The following is an 18,122-nucleotide window of genomic DNA, read 5'->3' as shown; positions in this document are numbered from 1 at the left end:
CCCGTCCTTTACAAAATGAACTTCGACAGGTCGGCGTTCTTGGCGAGGCCGCCGACCTGGGCGCGGACGGTCTCCGCGTCGATGGTGATGGTCTGGCCGGCCTTGTCGCTGGCGGTGAAGCTGATGTCCTCCAGCAGCCTCTCCAGGACGGTGTGCAGGCGCCGCGCCCCGATGTTCTCCACCGTCGCGTTGATCTCGGTGGCGAGGCGGGCCAGCTCGTCGATGGCGTCGTCGGTGAAGACGAGATCGACCTCCTCGGTCTTCAGCAGCGCCTTGTACTGCTTGATGAGACTGGCTTCCGGCTCGGTCAGGATGCGGCGGAAATCCTCCCGCTCCAGCGCCTTCAGCTCGACGCGGATCGGCAGGCGGCCCTGCAGCTCCGGCAGCAGGTCCGACGGCTTGGACAGGTGGAAGGCGCCCGACGCGATGAACAGGATGTGGTCGGTCTTCACAGCACCATGCTTGGTGCTGACGGTCGTGCCCTCGATCAGTGGCAGCAGGTCGCGCTGCACGCCCTCGCGGCTGACGTCGGCGCCGCCCTTGTAGTCGGAACGGGCGGAGATCTTGTCGATCTCGTCCAGGAAGACGATGCCGTTCTGCTCGACCGCCTGGATCGCTTCCGAAACGACCTTTTCCTGGTCGAGCAGCTTGTCCGACTCTTCCGCCATCAGAACGGTGTAGCTCTCGGCGACGGTCATGCGCCGGGACTTGGTGCGCCCGCCCAGCGCCTTGCCGAAGATGTCGTTCAGGTTGAGCATGCCCATCTGGGCGCCCGGCATGCCGGGGATGTCGAAGGTCGGCAGGCCGCCGGCGGTGTCGGCCACCTGGATCTCGATCTCGCGGTCGTTCAGCGTGCCCTCGCGCAGCATCTTGCGGAACTTCTGCCGCGTCTCCGGGCTGGCGTTCTCGCCGCACAGGGCGTCGACCACGCGCTCCTCGGCGCGCAGCTCGGCCTTGGCGGCGACCTCCTTGCGCAGGCGCTCCTTGGTCAGGCCGATGGCGGCCTCCACCAGATCGCGGACGATCTGCTCGACGTCGCGGCCAACATAGCCGACCTCGGTGAACTTGGTCGCCTCCACCTTCAGGAAGGGCGCCTGGGCCAGCTTCGCCAGGCGGCGGGCGATCTCCGTCTTGCCGACGCCGGTCGGGCCGATCATCAGGATGTTCTTGGGCAGAACCTCCTCGCGCAGCCCCTCGGGGAGCTGCTGGCGGCGCCAGCGGTTGCGCAGCGCGATGGCGACCGCGCGCTTGGCCTCGTGCTGGCCGACGATGTAGCGGTCGAGCTCGGAGACGATCTCGCGCGGGCTGAAGGCGGCGGTGGCGGCGGCGATGCTCGGGGCGGTGCTGGGGGCGGACATGGCGTGGGACCCGGTCTGAGGGTTAGAGCTTTTCGAGCGTGACGTTCTCGTTGGTGTAGACGCAGATGCCGGCGGCGATCTTCATCGCCTTGCGGGCCACGGCCTCCGCGTCCAGACCATCGACGTCGACCAGCGCGCGCGCCGCCGACAGGGCGTAGGCGCCGCCGGAGCCGATGCCGATGAGGCCGTCCTCCGGCTCCAGCACGTCGCCGTTGCCGGTCAGGATCAGGCTGACGTTGCGGTCGGCCACGGCCATCATGGCCTCCAGCCGGCGCAGGTAGCGGTCGGTGCGCCAGTCCTTGGCCATCTCCACGCAGGCGCGCAGCAGCTGGCCGGGGTGCTTCTCCAGCTTGGTCTCCAGCCGCTCGAACAGGGTCAGTGCGTCGGCGGTGGCGCCGGCGAAGCCGCCCATCACCGTGCCGCCGGCGAGCCAGCGCACCTTGCGGGCGTTCGATTTCATGACCGTCTGGCCGACGGACACCTGGCCGTCGCCGGCAATGACCACCTGCCCGTTCTTGCGGACCGAGAGGATGGTGGTGCCGTGCCACTGGATGGGATCGTGGGAAGTCATCGGGACCGTGGTCTAAGGAAGAGGCGCCCGTGCCCGAACGGCCCGGCGCGACGCCGGCCGACATAGGCACATCGGAACACGGGTCTATGTGGGGGGACGGCGGGTCCCGTCAAGTCTGGCGTCATGGGCGGGTCTGCCACGGGACGGAATTGACCGGGGAGCGAGCTGCGTCACCTCCACCCCCAGGCGGGCCAGCGCTTCCATAACCGGGACGAAGGCGGACAGGCCGTGCGCGTCGCTCGGCAGCGGACCGGAACGGGCCACGCCCAGCAGGTTGCCCGCCTCATCCACCAGCGGATCGCCCGGCGCCGGCTCCGGCCCGGTCAGGTCGGCCTGGAGCAGCGTGGCCTCCACCCCCGGTGCGGCGTCCGGATCGGCACGCCGGGCCGCCAGAATGCCCGCCGCCGTGTCGTCGCCCCGCTCCAGAACCGCCATCACCGGCTCGCTGACCGCCGGAACGTCCAGACGCAGCGGCGCCGCACGCAGCCGCGCCGGCACGCGGACCAGGGCGATCCCGCCGGACCGGTCCCGCGCCATGACCGTGCCATCCAGTGACACCGCGCGGGACGGCGCGACGGTGACGGTCATATCCAACCCGGCATCAAGGGTCAGCAGGAGGGACTGGCCGTCCAGCTCTCCCAGCACGATCCCCCGGCCCTTGCGTTCCTCCGGCCCGACGCGCACGGTGGCGGCGGACACGCGGGCCGTGGGGTCGTCGGCGTAGCCCTGCAACGGCTCGGGAACCCGCAGGATCAGCGTTGGAGGGCGGGTGTCCTCAAGGAAAGGCGCCGGCCCAGCGGAAGCCCCGCCGGGATCGACCGCCTCGGTTGACACCTCAGCCGGTCCAGTTGACACATGTGGGGCAGCACTTGACACTCCTGCAGCCCCACTTGACACACGCGGAACCGCAATTGACGCTCCCAGCGGGGCGGTTGACACTCCTCCCCGCCCACTTGACACTATGGCGGGGCCACTTGACGCTATCGCCCCGCTCCGCGACACCGCGGCGCGGAAGCCGGGGTCGGCGCCCAGCGCCTCCACCGCCGTGGCGAAGGCCTCCTCGATCAGCAGAACGTCGCCCTGCGGCACGCCGCTGTCCTTGCGCGCCACCCCCGTGGTGGTGACGCGGTGGACGAGCCGCCCCGTCACGGCGTCGTAGACCGCCCAGTCGACCCGCAGGCTGCCGATGCCGGACACCCCCTCGCTGCGGCCGGTCAGCCAGCTCCGGCGGCGGCACAGGTCGCTGTTCACCGCGCGCAGGTCGCCGCGCAGGATGTAGCGGGCGCGCTTGCGGTCGAACTCCGCCTCGTAATCGCTGCCTTGGATGCCCGCCACGTCGTAGCCGGCGTCGGCCAGAACCTCGGCGAAGCGTTCCTGGAAGGTGGAATTCTCGTGCAGGCTGCGCCCGCTGGTCCAATGGACGTCCTCGTAGGGCGGCCAGCACTCCAGCGCCCAGACATAGCGTCCCGTCACCATGCCCCGCCGCATCGATCCCAGCGACAGGCCGTCGAAGCGGATCGGCTCCGTCGAACCGCGGGCGACGGGCGGGGATTTGCGGGTCTGCGGCAGGTCCCCGCCCATGCAGGCGGCCAGCGCCAGCAAGGCCGCGAGGGACAGGAAGAGGCGTCCGGGCGTCGGCATGTCCGGTGGCATATCCCATTATGCTCGTTGAGCGTGCACACGACCATGCACACACACGCATTATGCGGCATCGCGACCGACGGTCATAGGCGTTTTCGGAGGCGGCACCTCTGGCGCGCCCGCGCGCTTCCTGATAAAACCCGGACTCATGGACCAGAGCCTTGCCAATGGCGTCCGCCGCGCCTCGATCGAGCGGAACACCACCGAAACCCGGATCCGGGTCGCCGTGAATCTGGACGGCACCGGCGTCTATGACGTGAAGACCGGCGTCGGCTTCCTCGACCACATGCTGGAGCAGCTGTCGCGCCACAGCCTGATGGACCTGTCGGTGGCGGCGGAGGGCGATCTGCACATCGACGCCCACCACACGACCGAGGACAGCGGCATCGCCATCGGTCAGGCCGTGGCGAAGGCGCTGGGCGACCGCAAGGGCATCCAGCGCTACGGCCACGCCTACATCCCGATGGACGAGACGCTGACCCGCGTCGCGCTGGACTTCTCCAACCGGCCCTACCTGATCTGGAAGGTGTCCTTCAGCCGCGACAAGATCGGCGACATGGACACCGAGCTGTTCCGCGAATGGTTCCAGGCCTTCGCCATGGCCGCGGGCGTGACGCTGCACGTCGAATGCCTCTATGGCGAGAACAACCACCACATCGTGGAAAGCTGCTACAAGGCGCTTGCCCGCGCGCTGCGGGCCGGGATCGAGATCGACCCGCGCAAGCGCGACGCCGTGCCCTCCACCAAGGGGACGCTGGGCGGTTCCCTCTAAAAAAACCGGCGGCTTCCATAAGGCCGGCTCTCTGTCACAAGGTCCTCGTTTCATGGAAACCGTTGCGCTGATCGATTACGGCTCCGGCAACCTGCGTTCCGCCGCCAAGGCTCTGGAGCGCGCGGCGGCGGGGTGCCACGCCTCCTTCCAGGTCATGGTGACCTCCGACGCCAACGCCGTGCGCAGGGCCGACCGCGTCGTCCTGCCCGGCGTCGGCGCCTTCGCCGACTGCAAGCGCGGCCTGTCGGAGGTCCCCGGCATGCTCGACGCGCTGGACGAGGTGGTGCACGGCAAGGGCCGCCCCTTCCTGGGCATCTGCGTCGGCATGCAGCTGATGGCGGAGCGCGGGCGCGAATACGGCGTGACCGAAGGGCTGGGCTGGATCAAGGGCGAGGTGGTGAAGCTGGAGCCGGCCGACCCGACGCTCAAAATCCCGCACATGGGCTGGAACGAGCTGGACATCCGCCGGACCCACCCGGTGCTGGCCGGCCTGCCGGAGCGGGCGCACGCCTACTTCGTCCACTCCTACCGCTTCGCCGTGGAGCGGCCGGAGGACGTGATCGCCAGCGCCGATTACGGCGGCCCCTTCGCCGCGGTGGTCGGGCGCGACAATCTGGTCGGCACCCAGTTCCACCCGGAAAAGAGCCAGGAGACCGGGCTCGCCCTGGTCGCCAACTTCCTGACCTGGCGGGTCTGACCATGACCGATGTCACGGTCGAACGCATCGACACGCTGAAGACCGGCGACCTGCACGACCTGTGCGACGCCGCCGACGACGCCGTCAAGGCCGGCGGCGGCTTCGGCTGGGTGGCGCCGCCCGCCCGCGAGATCATGGAGCGCTACTGGAAGGGCGTTCTGGTGGTGCCGGAGCGCATCCTGTTCGTCGGCCGGCTGGACGGCGTCATAGCCGGCTCCGCCCAGTTGGTGAAGCCAGCCCGCAACAACGAGGCGCAGGCCCACGCCGCCACCCTGACCACCAGCTTCGTCGCCCCCTGGGCGCGCGGCCACGGCCTCGCCCGCCGCCTGACCGTGGCGGTCGAGGAGGAGGCGCGGGCATCCGGTTTCCGCGTGCTGAACCTCGACGTGCGCGAGACGCAGACCGCGGCCATCGCGCTGTACGAGGATCTGGGCTTCAGACGCTGGGGCACGCATCCCTTCTATGCTCTGGTGGACGGCAAAAGGCTGGCCGGACATTTCTATGTGAAAGACCTCACCCCCGACACGCTATAGGACGAGACACCGCGATGATCATCTATCCCGCCATCGACCTCAAAGACGGTGCCTGCGTTCGGCTGCTGCGCGGCGAGATGAGCCAAGCGACCGTCTTCAACACCGAACCCGCCGACCAGGCCCGCCTGTTCGAAAGCCAGGGTTTCGAATGGCTGCATCTGGTCGATCTGAACGGCGCCTTCGAGGGCAAGCCGGTCAACGGCCAAGCGGTCGAGAGCATCCTGGGCGCCGTGACCATCCCGGTGCAGCTGGGCGGCGGCATCCGCGATCTCAAGACCATCGCCATGTGGCTTGAAAAGGGCGTCAGCCGGGTCATTCTCGGCACCGTCGCCCTGCGCGAGCCGGAACTGGTCCGCGAGGCCTGCAAGGAATTCCCCGGCAAGGTCGCCGTCGGCATCGACGCGCGCGAGGGTTACGTGGCCGTTGCCGGCTGGGCCGAGACCTCGACCATCAAGGCGCTGGATCTGGCGCTGAAGTTCGAGGACAGCGGCGTCGCCGCCATCATCTACACCGACATCAACCGCGACGGCGCCATGGGCGGCGTGAACGTCGAGGCGACCTCCGACCTCGCCTTCCACCTGACCACCCCGGTGATCGCGTCGGGCGGCGTCTCCTCCATCGACGACCTGATCGCGCTGAAGAAGGAGGAGGACACCGGCATCCAGGGGGTCATCTGCGGCCGCGCGCTCTACGACGGGCGCATCGATCCGAAGACGGCCCTGGACCTGCTCTCCCCCGCTCCCGTCACCGGAAAGGCCGGCTGATGCTCAAGATGCGCGTCATCCCCTGCCTGGACGTCAAGGACGGGCGGGTCGTCAAGGGGGTCAACTTCGTCGATCTGATCGACGCCGGCGATCCTGTGGAGCAGGCCCGCGTCTATGACCGGGAGGGGGCGGACGAGCTGACCTTCCTCGACATCACGGCCAGCCACGAGAACCGCGACACCATCTACGACGTGGTGCGCCGCACCGCCGAGCAGGTGTTCATGCCGCTGACCGTCGGCGGCGGCGTGCGAACGGTCGAGGACATCCGCAAGCTGCTGCTGGCCGGCGCCGACAAGGTGTCGATCAACACCGCAGCCATCCACCGTCCGGAGTTCGTGCAGGAGGCGGCGGAGAAGTTCGGCGCCCAGTGCATCGTCGTCGCCATCGACGCCAAGCAGGTCGAGCCGGGCCGCTGGGAGATCTTCACCCATGGCGGGCGCAAGGCGACGGGCATCGACGCCATCGAATGGGCCAAGCGCATGGAGTCCTATGGGGCCGGCGAGATCCTGCTGACCTCGATGGACCGCGACGGCACCAAGAGCGGCTTCGACCTCGCCCTGACCCGCAAGGTGGCCGACGGCCTGCGCATCCCGGTCATCGCCTCGGGCGGCGTCGGCACGCTGGACCATCTGGTGGAGGGCATCCGCGAGGGCCACGCCACGGCGGTTCTGGCAGCCTCGATCTTCCATTTCGGCACCTACACCATCGGGCAGGCCAAGGCGGCGCTCGCCGAGGCTGGCATCCCGGTGCGTCCGGCGCGGCCCGTGTCCTCCACGGCGGAGGCTGCTCATGTCTGACGATAAGGCGGCCGCCACCGCCGCGGTGCTGGACCGGCTCTACGCCACCGTCCAGGCGCGCAAGGGCGCCGATCCGGAGACCTCCTACACCGCCAAGCTGTTCCACCGCGGCACCGCCAAGATCGCCCAGAAGGTTGGCGAGGAGGCGGTGGAGACGGTCATCGAGGCGGTGCGTGGCGACAAAGCGGCGATGGCCTCGGAATCGGCGGACCTGCTCTATCACCTGATGGTGCTGTGGGCCGACGCCGGTCTGGAGCCCGCCGAAGTGTGGGAGAAGCTGGCCCAGCGCGAGGGCACCAGCGGCATCGCCGAGAAGAAGGCGCGCAAGGCTTAAATCGATAAATGGCGGAAGGGGAAACGACGCGATGGCCAAGACCTACGATCCGAACAACGTCTTCGCCCGCATCCTGCGCGGCGAAATCCCGTGCAAGAAGGTCCTGGAGACCGAGCACGCGCTGGCCTTCCACGACATCAACCCGCAGGCCCCGACGCACATCCTGGTGATCCCGAAGGGCGCCTATGTCGACATGGACGATTTCAGCGCCCGTGCGACGGAGGCGGAGATCGCCGGCCTTTTCCGCGCGGTCGGCGAGGTCGCCCGTGGCGCCGGCGCCGCCGAGCCCGGTTACCGTATCCTGTCCAATTGCGGCGAGGACGCGAACCAGGAGGTTCCGCACCTGCACATTCACGTCTTCGCCGGCCGCCGCCTGGGCCCGATGATCACCAGGGGATGATGGCAAAAAGGGGATAATGGAAAAGGGATCGCTCTCCGATCCCGCCCGTTGATCCACGTGAAACATCGGGGCGCCGAGGGAAACCTTCGGCGCCCCATTGTTTTTCTTCAACTCTGGTCGCCGATCCGATGCTTTGCAAGGGTATCGGTTCCGCTCAGGGAGCGATGCGCCAATCCTTGGATATGTAGGTGTAGGGCGGCTGGATGTAGTGGAACACACCGCCGGTCTTCACATGCGGGCTGAGCAGGCGGGTCAGGTTCAAGCCAATGCCGAGATAGAAATATTGGCTTCGATCGTCGCGGCTGGGGTTGGTGCTGTAATCCTCGTAGCCCCGTGCGTAGAAGCCGACATGGAACTCCAGATGCCGCAGCAGGGGGTCCTGGATGGCGTCGAACCCATCCGCCTTCACCGCGATCAGATATTTCAGCCGTCTGTAGTCGGTGAAGACGTCCGCTTGATATTTGTCGCCGCCGGAGAACGGGTTGTACTCGACCCTGAAATCAACCTTGCGGGCCAATTCCGGGTTGTCCCACAGGATGTAGCCGGCCACGGCTCCGACGGTGTTGAACAGCATGTCCTGATAGGAGAATCCGTAGTCGTCGCTGAAGGCGTCACCGACCTCCACCAAGCCCATGATGCCCAGCGACGACAACGCGCCGTACCGGGCGGAGTCCGTCTGGGTGAAGCCCCAACTCTGATATTGGCGGGCCAGCAGATGGCTGATCGCGTAACCGGTCCAGGCATGGCCGATCTTGTCGGCACCGCCTTCGGTCGTGCTGCGGCCGAACCAACCCTCATCCTGAAAGCGAGGGCCGCCGGTGCCCCAATCCCAGGACCATACGCCCCATCCTAGGGCCAATACGCCGGTGCCGACGTTGAGGGCGAGCGCCTTGTCCTCCTTGCTCCATCCCTGGTCCTCCATCATGGATGCGGAGACCGGTCTGCCGGGCAGGAGCAACGCAGCGGTCAGGAACCCCGCGATCACCTGTCCGGTCACTCGGGCCGCCATCGCTCGGGCCAGGAGCATCATGCGGGATGAGCCCTCCTTCCGGTGGACACGTCACGGTATGATGACGCACAGGCCCCCGCTCCGCCCGGATTCTTCCGGATGTTGGACGTCCGGTTAGGACGCCGGTGCGACGGTCTTCGGCAGAAGGACGTAGTATTCGCCGGCGCTCTTCATCACGCCGGCCTTCGCCTCCGCCTCCGGCCCATGGCCCCAGAAGACATCGCCGCGGACCGGGCCGCGGATGGCCCCGCCGGTGTCCTGGGCGATCAGCAGGCGGCGCAGCCGCGTCTGGGCGTCCAACGGGTCCTCGGCGTCCAGCCAGACCGGCACGCCGTAGGGCAGGAACTTGGAATCGACCGCGAGGCTGCGCCCCGGCGTCAGCGCGACGTTCTGAGCACCGTTCGGCCCCTCCCCCTTCAGCTCCTGGAAGAAGACGTAGGAGGGGTTCTTGTTCATCAGCGCCGCCGCCTCGCCGGGGTTGGCGTGCAGCCAGGCGCGGATGGTCTGGAGCGACACCTCCTCACGCTTCAGGGCGCCGCGATCGATCAGCTCCCGCCCGATGGCGACGTATTTGTGGCCGTTCTGGGCGGCGTAGCCGACGCGCGTTTCCGTCCCATCGGGGAAGCTGACACGGCCCGACCCCTGGATGTGCAGGAAGAAGGTGGCGATGGGGTCCTGCAGCCAGACCAGCTCCAGCCCCTTGCCGCCCAGCGCCCCGGCCTCGATGGCCGCGCGGTCCTCGAAGGGCTTCAGCCGGCCGGCTGTGACGCGCCCAGCGATGCGCTCACCCTTCCAGCGGTCGGCAAACTCGCCGAGGTCGACCATCACCAGATCGGCGGGACGCTTGTAGAGCGGCACCGGAAAGGCCGGGTCCGGCGACCGGCTGCCCTTCAGCTCGACCTCGTAATAGCCGGTGAAGAGGCCGCGCCGCTCGGCGTTGTTGGCCGCGGCGTAGGGGGTGAACCACGCCTCGAAATAGGCCCGCGCCGCCGCGTCGTCGCCGGGCGGCAGCTTGGCCAGCTCGGCGCAGGGTGCCTGCCAGTCCGCCGCCTTGCCGCCGACCCCGTCGGGACCGATGGAGCGGTCGGCGGCCAGCGCCCTGACCTTCGCGCAGGAGCGCTGGAAGGCCGGGACGGCCTCCGCCACGCGGTCGGCGCTCCAGCCGGGCAGCGCCGTGAAGGCGACCGGGGTGAGGACCAGCTTTTCGGGCGGCGGGGGCGGCGGCGCCTTGGCCTCCTCCTCCTTCCGCTCGCAGCCAATGAGAAACGCCGCGGCAAGGACTGCCGCGGCGCTGAGACGAACAACCGGATGAGAGAGCATCAGAACCGATCGGTCATTGGGGGGTGCGGGTTTCGACGAGCGCCCAGTTCGGGTCGCCGGCGCGGGTGTTGCGGGCGAAGGTCCAGACGTCCACGGCCTCGACCACGGCGTTCGGATCGCCGTCCACCACGGCACCGGCGCTGTTGCGCACGACGTTCATCTGCTCCGACACGAACTTCACCGTGACCAGGGCGGTGCGGCCGTCCATGCGGGCCTCCACCACGTCGGCGTCGGTGATCGTCTCGATGCGGGTTTCCAGCGTCTCGCCGGCCGACTGGCGTTCGCGCACCGCGCGGGCGAAGTTGTCGTAGACCTCGTCCGAGAGCAGCGGGCGCAGAGTGGCCGTGTCGCCCTTGGCGAAGGCCTCCACGATCATCTGGAAGGCGCCGCGGGCGCCCTGCAGGAAATACTTCTCGTCGAAGCTGGGGTCGGCGGCCTTGATCTGCTCCAGCGCGGTGGCCAGCGACACCGGCTCGTCGGGCGACGGCGCGGCGTTCGGCACGGGCCGCTCGCGGTTGGGCATCGCCACCACATTGTCGGGCTGGTTGTTGGGGCGGGCCGTGAAGGGGTTGGGCCGCTGACGTTCCTCACCGGTGCGGCGGCCGAGCACGCTGCGCAGCCGGTACACGAGAAACGCCGCGATCATCGCGAAGATCAGGATCTCGACGAACACAAACCCATCTCCCATCATCCATCCTTCCGGGTGACTGAAGGCCGGCCCCGAAATCACCGGCCCCGCTTGATCCGCTACTGGACCCTCCGGCGGGTGAGCATTAAGTGTACCGGAACGGTGCCGGGACCAGATCCCAGCTCGCCCTCTCCGCCGAGGATTCCACCCGATGACCCGTGCCGGAGCTGTTCGTCCAAACAAAGATCGGGTGACGTACCCTGGTGTAGATAGGCCCTCGGGGTTGAAAGAGCAAGGACGGCCATGAATCCACTGTTGCTGTTGTTCCTTTTGCTGCCGATCGCGGAAATCGCGACCTTCATCGAGGTCGGCGACTGGATCGGCGCCGGCCCGACGGTCGGGCTGGTCATCCTGTCCGCCATCCTCGGGTCCGTGCTGATCCGGTGGCAGGGACTGTCCGTCCTCAAGCGCGCGCAGCAGGCGGCGGAGCGCGGCGAGAGCCCGGTCGGCGCCGTGTTCGAGGGATTCTGCGTCGTCGTCGCCGGCCTGCTGCTGATCATCCCCGGCTTCCTGACGGACGTTGTCGGAATCCTGCTGTTCGTGCGCCCGATCCGCAACGCTCTGGGCCGCTGGCTGTTCGACCGTATGAAAGGCGCTACCTCCTTCCAGATGCACGGCCGCATGGGCGGTCAGGCGGGCGGTCAAGGCTGGAACGCCGGCAATCCGAACGGCCCTCACGGCGGTCCCCATGGCGGTCCAGGCAACCGCCCGCCGCCGGGCGTGATCGACGTCGATTACCAGGAGGTCGACCCCGACGGCAGCCGTCCGGGAAACGCCGATCCGGCGGACCGCGACGGGTCGGACGACACGCCCAAGCTCGGCGACTCCCGCTGGGCGCCGCCCGGTTCGCCCTACCGCAACGACCGCGGGTGAAACGCATCGGTTTCACTTTGTGGAGCCCGCGGTTCCGTGCTAGCCAGCGGGTCTTGAAGACCTTTCCATCGTGATGCCGCCCCGCGGCCAGGAGTTGTCCATGTCCGATCAGCAGATCAACGGTCAAGATCAGGAAGCCGCCTCGTCGCTGCCGATGCATGTGCTGGCGCAGTATGTGAAGGACCTGTCCTTTGAGAACCCCAACGCCCCGCAGAGCCTGCTGCCCGGCCAGCCGCAGCCGCAGGTCAACATCGGCGTGGACGTGCAGGTTCAGCCGATGGGCGAGGACGTCTACGAGGTCGTGCTGAAGCTGCATTGCGAGGCCAAGCAGGCCGAGGCGACCGCCTTCCTGGTCGAGGTCGCCTATGGCGGTCTGTTCCAGCTTCCGGGCCTGCCGCAGGAGCATCACCGCCCGGTGCTGCTGATCGAGGCGCCGCGGATGCTGTTCCCGTTCGCCCGCGCCATCGTGGCCGGCTGCACCCAGGACGGCGGCTTCCCGCCGCTGATGATCAACCCGATCGACTTCGTCGACCTGTACCGCCGCCAGACCGCCGGTCAGCAGGCCCAGGCCGAAGAGGCGCCGCAGTCGCCGTTCTGATACGGCGGTTCTGACGGCAGCGTTCCGATCCGGGCCATCGGCTTCGGACAAACAAAAAGGCGGGAGGCTCCACCGGGGCCTCCCGCCTTTTTCGTGCCCTCCCCGCCCTTGGATCGGGCGGGGAAGTACGGTTCCGGACTACTGATTCATGGACTCGAAGAATTCCGAGTTCGACTTGGTGTGCTTCAGCTTGTCGACCAGGAAGTCCACCGCGTCGGTCACGCCCATCGGCATCAGGATGCGGCGCAGGATCCACATCTTGGAGATGGTGCCCTTGTCGACCAGCAGCTCCTCCTTGCGGGTGCCCGACTTGGAGATGTCGATGGCCGGGAAGGTGCGCTTGTCGGAGAGCTTGCGGTCCAGCACGATCTCCGAGTTGCCGGTGCCCTTGAACTCTTCGAAGATCACCTCGTCCATGCGGCTGCCGGTGTCGATCAGCGCGGTCGCGATGATGGTCAGCGAACCGCCCTCCTCGATGTTGCGGGCCGCACCGAAGAAGCGCTTCGGGCGCTGCAGCGCGTTGGCGTCCACGCCGCCGGTCAGCACCTTGCCCGAGGACGGAACGACGGTGTTGTAGGCGCGGGCCAGACGGGTGATGGAGTCCAAAAGGATGACCACGTCGCGCTTGTGCTCGACCAGCCGCTTGGCCTTCTCGATGACCATCTCGGCGACCTGGACGTGGCGCGTCGCCGGCTCGTCGAAGGTGGAGCTGATGACCTCGCCCCGCACGGAGCGGGCCATGTCGGTCACCTCTTCCGGACGCTCATCGATCAGCAGGACGATCAGATAGGCTTCCGGGTGGTTGGTCGCGATGGAATGGGCGATGTTCTGCAGCATCACGGTCTTGCCGGTGCGCGGCGGGGCGACGATCAGCCCGCGCTGGCCCTTGCCCAGCGGCGCCACGAGATCGATGATGCGGCCCGTGTAGTTCTTCTTGGTCGGGTCGTCGACTTCCATGCGCAGCCGCTCTTCCGGGTAGAGCGGGGTCAGGTTGTCGAAGTTGATGCGGTGGCGGACCTTGTCCGGCGCATCGAAGTTGATCGTGTTGACCTTGAGAAGGGCGAAGTAGCGCTCGCCATCCTTGGGCGCGCGGATCTGCCCCTCGACCGTGTCGCCGGTGCGCAGGCTGAAGCGGCGCACCTGGCTGGGGCTGACGTAGATGTCGTCGGGGCCGGGAAGATAGTTGGCCTCCGGCGAGCGCAGGAATCCGAAGCCGTCCTGAAGAACCTCGAGCACGCCGTCGCCGTAGATCGGAACATCGTTTTCCGCCAACTGCTTGAGGATGGCGAACATCATGTCCTGCTTGCGCAGCGTGCTGGCGTTCTCGATCTGCAGTTCCTCCGCGAACGCCAGCAGTTCGGCGGGGCTCTTGCACTTCAGCTCTTGGAGATGCATGGGGGTGCCTTAAGGGAATCGGTCATGCGAGGGGGAGTGCCAGAGGTCCCGGGCCGGCGCAGGGTGCGTCGGTTGAGCGTCGGACGGCGCTGAAGGCTGGGAATGCCTGTCGGACGTCGCGCCCAGATCGTTGGGGAGGGACGGAACGGCGGATGTGGGATGGGTGCCCGCGAGGCTTGCCGCCCCGTGGTGGGAAAGATGGTTAGCGGAACGCCGTCTGCAAGTCAAATGAAAGCGAATTCTTGGAAACGGGGCGGAATCTTGCGCCTCCCCGTCCGGGTCATGATGCCGCATCCCCTGTTATCCAGACCACCGGGGCACGACCTGGACGTTTAGGACAGAAACGGTTTGGCAGGACAGAAACGGTTAGGTTGACATCATGAGCCCGCATGACCGTTCCGGACCCGGAACCATCGTTGCTCCCGAAGCCTCCGCCGACCCCCTGCCCTGGCACGCCCAGCCCCCGGACCAGGCCTTGGCCGCGCTGGACAGCCCCGACGACGGGCTGACGCCCGACGAGGCGGCGGAGCGCCGGCGGCGGTACGGCCCCAACCGGCTGACCCCGCCGCCCCGCCGGTCGGCGCTGATGCGCTTCCTGGCGCAGTTCGACAACCTGCTGATCTACGTGCTGATCGGCGCGGGAATCGTCACGGTCCTGCTCGGCGAGTTCGTGGACGCCGCGGTGATCGCCGGCGTCGTGCTGATCAACGCCGCCATCGGCTATGTCCAGGAAGGCAAGGCGGAGCAGGCGCTGGACGCCATCCGCAGCATGCTGTCGCCGCAGGCTGTGGTTCTGCGCGGCGGCCATCAGGTCACCGTTCCGTCGGAGGAGCTGGTGCCCGGCGACCGCGTCCTTCTGGCCTCGGGCGACAAGGTGCCGGCGGACCTGCGGCTGGTCCGCGTCAAGGGGCTGCGCGTGCAGGAGGCGGCGCTGACCGGGGAATCCGTGCCGGTCGCCAAGAGCGTCGACGCCGTGGCGGCGGACGCACCCCTGGCGGAGCGCGGCGGCATGGCCTATTCCGGCACGCTGGTGGCCCAGGGACAGGCCACGGGCGTCGTGGTGGCCACGGGGGACCGGACGGAGCTGGGCCGCATCGGCACGCTCCTGGCGGGCGTGGAGGAGCTGACCACGCCGCTGCTCGCCCAGATGGCGGTCTTCGGGCGCTGGCTGACCATCGGCATCCTGGCGCTGACCGCGCTGACCTTCCTCTACGGCTCGCTGGTCCAGGGGGAGCCCTGGCCGGAGATGGTGATGGCCGCGGTCGGTCTGGCGGTGGCGGCGATTCCGGAAGGATTGCCGGCGGTGATGACGATCACGCTGGCCATCGGCGTCACCCGCATGGCCCGGCGCAACGCCATCATCCGCCGCCTGCCGGCGGTGGAGACGCTGGGTTCGGTCGGGATCATCTGCTCCGACAAGACGGGCACCCTGACCCGCAACGAGCTGGTCGTGCAGACCGTGGTGACCGCGGCGGGCGATTGCGCGGTGACCGGCACCGGCTACCGCCCCGAGGGCGAGTTCCGCCGCGACGGCAAGACCCTGGACCCCGCCGGCGATCCCGTCCTGGCCGAGCTGGCCCGCGCCGCCCTTCTGTGCAACGACGCGGAGCTTCAGCGCGGCGAGGATGGCTGGACGGTGGCCGGCGACCCGACCGACGGCGCCCTGCTGGCTCTGGGCATGAAGGCCGGGCTGGACGTCCGGGAAGAGGCCGCCCGCCGTCCGCGCACCGACGTCATCCCCTTCGAATCCGAACACAAGTTCATGGCCACCCTGCACCACGACCACGAGGGGCACGGGCTGCTGTACGTCAAGGGCGCGCCGGAGCGCGTGCTGTCCATGTGTACGCACGTACGGGCCGCGGACGGCGGCAGCGGTCCGCTGGACATGGCCCATTGGCTGGCGCGGGTGGAGGAGCTGGCGGTGCGCGGCGAGCGCGTGCTGGCGCTCGCCGAACGCCCCGCCAGGGCCGGCCAGACCGTGCTGGACATGGACGACGTGCGCGAGGGGCTGACCCTGCTCGGCCTGTGCGGCTTCATCGACCCGGCGCGCGAGGAGGCGGTGGAGGCCGTGGCCCAGTGCCAGGCGGCGGGAATCCGCGTCAAGATGATCACCGGCGACCACGCCGGCACCGCCCAGGCCATCGGGCGGCGGTTCAACCTGTCGGGCGACGCGGTGTCGGGGAGCGAGCTGGACCGGCTGGACGACACGGCGCTGGTCGCCGTGGCGCGCGACGCCGACGTCTTCGCCCGCACCACGCCGGAGCACAAGCTGCGCCTCGTCCGCGCGCTCCAGACGGCCGGCCACACGGTCGCCATGACCGGCGACGGGGTGAACGACGCCCCCGCCCTGAAGCGCGCCGACGTCGGCGTCGCCATGGGCTGCAAGGGGACGGAGGCCGCGAAGGAGGCCGCCAGCATGGTGCTGGCCGACGACAACTTCGCCTCCATCGCCCACGCCGTGGAGGAAGGGCGCACGGTCTACGACAATCTGCGCAAGACGATCCTGTTCATGCTGCCGACCAACGGCGCCCAGGCGCTGGTGATCCTGGTCGCCGTGCTGGCCGGCTACACCCTGCCGATCACCCCGGTCCAGATTCTGTGGGTCAACATGGTGACGGCGGTCACGCTGGGCTTGGCGCTGGCCTTTGAACCGCCGGAGGCGGCGGTCATGAAGCGCCCGCCCCGCCCGCAGGACGAGCCGATCCTGCCCGGCTTCCTGATCGGGCGCATGGTGCTGGTGATGGTGCTTCTGGTCGCCGCCAGCTTCGGATTCTTCCTGCTGCACGAGGGGCACGGAGATCCGACGCCGGTCGCCCGCACCATGGCCGTCAACGCGCTGGTGATGGGCGAGATCTTCTTCCTGCTGAACGCGCGTGCGGTCACCGCCTCGGTGATGAACCGGCGGGGGCTGTTCGGCAGCCGCCCGGTGTGGATCTCGATCGGCCTGATGCTGGTCTTCCAGCTCGCCTTCACCTACGCCCCACCGCTGCAGAGCCTGTTCGGCACGGCGGCGGTGGACTGGACCCAGTGGGTGGCCATGACGGCGGCCGGTCTGGCGATCTTCCTGGCGGTGGAGGCGGAGAAGGCAGTCACCCGCCGGGTGATGGGACGGCGGGGCTGACCGCCTCTACGATTCCGGGTCGCCCATGTCGCAGAAGCCGATGTCGTAGCAATGGTCGGCGACCCAGTCGCGGAACGCCTCTTCGCCCAGCCTGCCGGCGGCGAGCGCCAGAATGGTGTCCGCCGCATCCCGCTCCGCCGCATCCAACTCGAAGCCGTTCAGGCCGAGACACAGGCCCAGCGCCACGAAGGCCGCGCGCTTGTATCCATCCACGAAAGGGTGATTGCGGCAGACGCTGACGCACACCGCGGCGGCCAGATCGAAAATGGTCAGCCGGTCGTCGCCGTACGCGATGAGCTGGTAGGGACGGGCCAGCGACGCCTCCAAGGCCCCGAGATCGCGCATGCCGGGCGCGCCGCCATGTTCCAGCAGCAACTCGCCATGCAGGTCGAGCACCGCCTGGAGTGGCGGGTTGACGTAGGGACGGCCCTGGATCGACGGCTGGTCCACGCCGACCTACTTGGACAGGATGTCCATGGTCCGGCGGTAGCGCGCGGAAAAGCGCCGACCGATGTCCATGGCGCGGTTGTAGCCGTCGTCGGTCTTGGAGATCTCGATGCGGCCATCGCGCACCTCGACGGACACCGCGTCGCCCCGCTGAAGGTCCGCCGCCGCCAGCACGTCGCGCGGCAGGGTGAGCCCGGTGGAATTGCCGACCTTGGTCAGCTTGGTGGTGTGCATGGCGACCTCCGCGCGGGATCGGCACGGAATGTAATTACGCTTGTTATTACGTCAAGGGCGATGGCTGGCCCGTGCCGACCATCGCCCTGCCCTATTCCGTCAGAACGGCTTCACGATCACGAAGATGACGATGCCGATCATCAGCAGGGTCGGCGCCTCGTTCCACATGCGGAAGAAGCGTTGCGGGCGGGTGTTGCGGTCCGCCTCGAAGTCCTTGCGCCAGCGCGCCATCATCATGTGCGTGCCGGTGAGCGCCAGGACGAACAGCAGCTTGGCGTGCAGCCAGCCCTGCTTCATCCAGGCCGGCTCCATCACGATCATCGCGATTCCGAACAGGTAGGCGGCGCCCATCGCCGGATTCATGATGGCGCGCAGCAGGCGGCGCTCCATCACCTTGAAGCGCTCCGAGGATTCGGAGCCCGGCGCCGTCTCGCAATGGTAGACGAACAGCCGCGGCAGATAGAGAAGCCCGGCCATCCAGGCGATGATGCTGATGACGTGCAGAGCCTTGACCCAGAGATAAAGCACTGGAATCCCCTTCCCTTCCCGTTGCGCGCTTTTTGGAACCCT

The 18,122-nt window shown here is 68.3% G+C and carries 20 protein-coding genes; 10 read left to right on the top strand and 10 right to left on the bottom strand.

What is annotated here, in order from left to right:
* Positions 1 to 8: 8 nt before the first annotated feature.
* From hslU to ACFPMG_RS26000, 3 genes are all read right to left on the bottom strand, one after another.
* A complete protein-coding gene (hslU, locus tag ACFPMG_RS26010) occupies positions 9 to 1,358 on the bottom strand; it encodes an ATP-dependent protease ATPase subunit HslU (protein ID WP_376998135.1) in 1,350 nt (449 codons plus the stop codon).
* A 22-nt stretch (positions 1,359 to 1,380) separates the two neighbouring features.
* Entirely contained in the window at positions 1,381 to 1,929 is a 549-nt protein-coding gene (gene hslV / locus ACFPMG_RS26005; protein WP_014238902.1) for an ATP-dependent protease subunit HslV, read from the bottom strand.
* An 84-nt stretch (positions 1,930 to 2,013) separates the two neighbouring features.
* Positions 2,014 to 3,570 carry a serine protease gene (locus ACFPMG_RS26000; protein WP_376998133.1) on the bottom strand — a complete coding sequence of 519 codons (1,557 nt, stop codon included), beginning with the start codon at positions 3,568 to 3,570 and terminating at the stop codon, positions 2,014 to 2,016.
* A gap of 148 nt (positions 3,571 to 3,718) precedes the next feature.
* Between ACFPMG_RS26000 and hisB the strand changes: the two genes are divergently transcribed.
* The 7 genes from hisB to ACFPMG_RS25965 are packed head-to-tail and all read left to right on the top strand — an operon-like array spanning position 3,719 to position 7,867.
* Positions 3,719 to 4,342: an imidazoleglycerol-phosphate dehydratase HisB gene (gene hisB, locus ACFPMG_RS25995; RefSeq protein WP_038530232.1), complete on the top strand. Its 624-nt coding sequence runs from the start codon at positions 3,719 to 3,721 to the stop codon at positions 4,340 to 4,342.
* A gap of 52 nt (positions 4,343 to 4,394) precedes the next feature.
* The gene (gene hisH / locus ACFPMG_RS25990; protein ID WP_376998131.1) at positions 4,395 to 5,039 is read left to right on the top strand and encodes an imidazole glycerol phosphate synthase subunit HisH; all 645 of its coding nucleotides are present in this window, start codon (positions 4,395 to 4,397) and stop codon (positions 5,037 to 5,039) included.
* A gap of 2 nt (positions 5,040 to 5,041) precedes the next feature.
* Positions 5,042 to 5,572, top strand: a complete 531-nt coding sequence (locus tag ACFPMG_RS25985; RefSeq protein ID WP_376998129.1) for a GNAT family N-acetyltransferase — start codon at positions 5,042 to 5,044, stop codon at positions 5,570 to 5,572.
* 14 nt (positions 5,573 to 5,586) lie between these two features.
* Positions 5,587 to 6,336: a 1-(5-phosphoribosyl)-5-[(5-phosphoribosylamino)methylideneamino]imidazole-4-carboxamide isomerase gene (gene hisA / locus ACFPMG_RS25980; protein WP_376998128.1), complete on the top strand. Its 750-nt coding sequence runs from the start codon at positions 5,587 to 5,589 to the stop codon at positions 6,334 to 6,336.
* Entirely contained in the window at positions 6,336 to 7,133 is a 798-nt protein-coding gene (gene hisF / locus ACFPMG_RS25975) for an imidazole glycerol phosphate synthase subunit HisF (RefSeq protein WP_376998127.1), read from the top strand. Before hisA ends, hisF begins: the two co-directional genes overlap by 1 nt.
* Complete coding sequence (locus ACFPMG_RS25970) at positions 7,126 to 7,467, top strand: phosphoribosyl-ATP diphosphatase (protein WP_376998126.1); 342 nt, start codon at positions 7,126 to 7,128, stop codon at positions 7,465 to 7,467. The genes hisF and ACFPMG_RS25970 overlap by 8 nt, the downstream gene beginning before the upstream one ends.
* A 31-nt stretch (positions 7,468 to 7,498) precedes the next feature.
* Positions 7,499 to 7,867 (top strand): histidine triad nucleotide-binding protein, encoded by a 369-nt coding sequence (locus tag ACFPMG_RS25965; protein WP_145623157.1) that lies wholly within the window; start codon positions 7,499 to 7,501, stop codon positions 7,865 to 7,867.
* 154 nt (positions 7,868 to 8,021) lie between these two features.
* Here ACFPMG_RS25965 and ACFPMG_RS25960 read toward each other — a convergent pair whose 3' ends face one another.
* The 3 genes from ACFPMG_RS25960 to ACFPMG_RS25950 form a co-directional block, all read right to left on the bottom strand.
* On the bottom strand, positions 8,022 to 8,897 hold the full coding sequence (locus tag ACFPMG_RS25960; protein WP_376998124.1) for a DUF2279 domain-containing protein: 876 nt from the start codon (positions 8,895 to 8,897) through the stop codon (positions 8,022 to 8,024).
* Positions 8,898 to 8,990: 93 nt separating this feature from the next.
* Positions 8,991 to 10,196, bottom strand: coding sequence for a murein transglycosylase A (gene mltA, locus ACFPMG_RS25955; RefSeq protein ID WP_376998123.1), 1,206 nt, complete (start codon positions 10,194 to 10,196; stop codon positions 8,991 to 8,993).
* Positions 10,197 to 10,209: 13 nt separating this feature from the next.
* Positions 10,210 to 10,884 carry a Tim44/TimA family putative adaptor protein gene (locus ACFPMG_RS25950; protein WP_376998251.1) on the bottom strand — a complete coding sequence of 225 codons (675 nt, stop codon included), beginning with the start codon at positions 10,882 to 10,884 and terminating at the stop codon, positions 10,210 to 10,212.
* Positions 10,885 to 11,127: 243 nt separating this feature from the next.
* Here ACFPMG_RS25950 and ACFPMG_RS25945 point away from each other — a divergent pair, with 243 nt between their 5' ends.
* Together ACFPMG_RS25945 and secB are read left to right on the top strand one after the other, a co-directional pair.
* Positions 11,128 to 11,757 carry an FxsA family protein gene (locus ACFPMG_RS25945; protein ID WP_376998122.1) on the top strand — a complete coding sequence of 210 codons (630 nt, stop codon included), beginning with the start codon at positions 11,128 to 11,130 and terminating at the stop codon, positions 11,755 to 11,757.
* 100 nt (positions 11,758 to 11,857) lie between these two features.
* Positions 11,858 to 12,355, top strand: a complete 498-nt coding sequence (gene secB, locus ACFPMG_RS25940) for a protein-export chaperone SecB (protein WP_035670309.1) — start codon at positions 11,858 to 11,860, stop codon at positions 12,353 to 12,355.
* A 138-nt stretch (positions 12,356 to 12,493) separates the two neighbouring features.
* On the opposite strand, the gene rho is transcribed toward secB, so the two are convergent.
* Positions 12,494 to 13,750, bottom strand: a complete 1,257-nt coding sequence (rho, locus tag ACFPMG_RS25935; protein WP_014238917.1) for a transcription termination factor Rho — start codon at positions 13,748 to 13,750, stop codon at positions 12,494 to 12,496.
* Positions 13,751 to 14,129: 379 nt separating this feature from the next.
* Here rho and ACFPMG_RS25930 point away from each other — a divergent pair, with 379 nt between their 5' ends.
* Positions 14,130 to 16,871, top strand: coding sequence for a cation-transporting P-type ATPase (locus ACFPMG_RS25930; RefSeq protein WP_376998121.1), 2,742 nt, complete (start codon positions 14,130 to 14,132; stop codon positions 16,869 to 16,871).
* Positions 16,872 to 16,877: 6 nt separating this feature from the next.
* Here the strand turns inward: ACFPMG_RS25930 and ACFPMG_RS25925 are convergent, their stop codons facing one another.
* From ACFPMG_RS25925 to hemJ, 3 genes are all read right to left on the bottom strand, one after another.
* Positions 16,878 to 17,321, bottom strand: a complete 444-nt coding sequence (locus tag ACFPMG_RS25925; protein WP_376998120.1) for a type II toxin-antitoxin system death-on-curing family toxin — start codon at positions 17,319 to 17,321, stop codon at positions 16,878 to 16,880.
* A 6-nt stretch (positions 17,322 to 17,327) separates the two neighbouring features.
* Positions 17,328 to 17,552, bottom strand: a complete 225-nt coding sequence (locus tag ACFPMG_RS25920; protein ID WP_376998119.1) for an AbrB/MazE/SpoVT family DNA-binding domain-containing protein — start codon at positions 17,550 to 17,552, stop codon at positions 17,328 to 17,330.
* Between the two features lie 99 nt (positions 17,553 to 17,651).
* Positions 17,652 to 18,080: a protoporphyrinogen oxidase HemJ gene (gene hemJ, locus ACFPMG_RS25915; protein WP_038530217.1), complete on the bottom strand. Its 429-nt coding sequence runs from the start codon at positions 18,078 to 18,080 to the stop codon at positions 17,652 to 17,654.
* Positions 18,081 to 18,122 lie beyond the last annotated feature (42 nt).

Origin of the sequence: Azospirillum himalayense (assembly GCF_042657465.1) — a bacterium.
Taxonomy (GTDB): domain Bacteria; phylum Pseudomonadota; class Alphaproteobacteria; order Azospirillales; family Azospirillaceae; genus Azospirillum; species Azospirillum himalayense.
The sequence above is the reverse complement of the archived record's forward strand: the minus strand, read 5'-3'. Positions and strand labels throughout refer to the sequence as shown.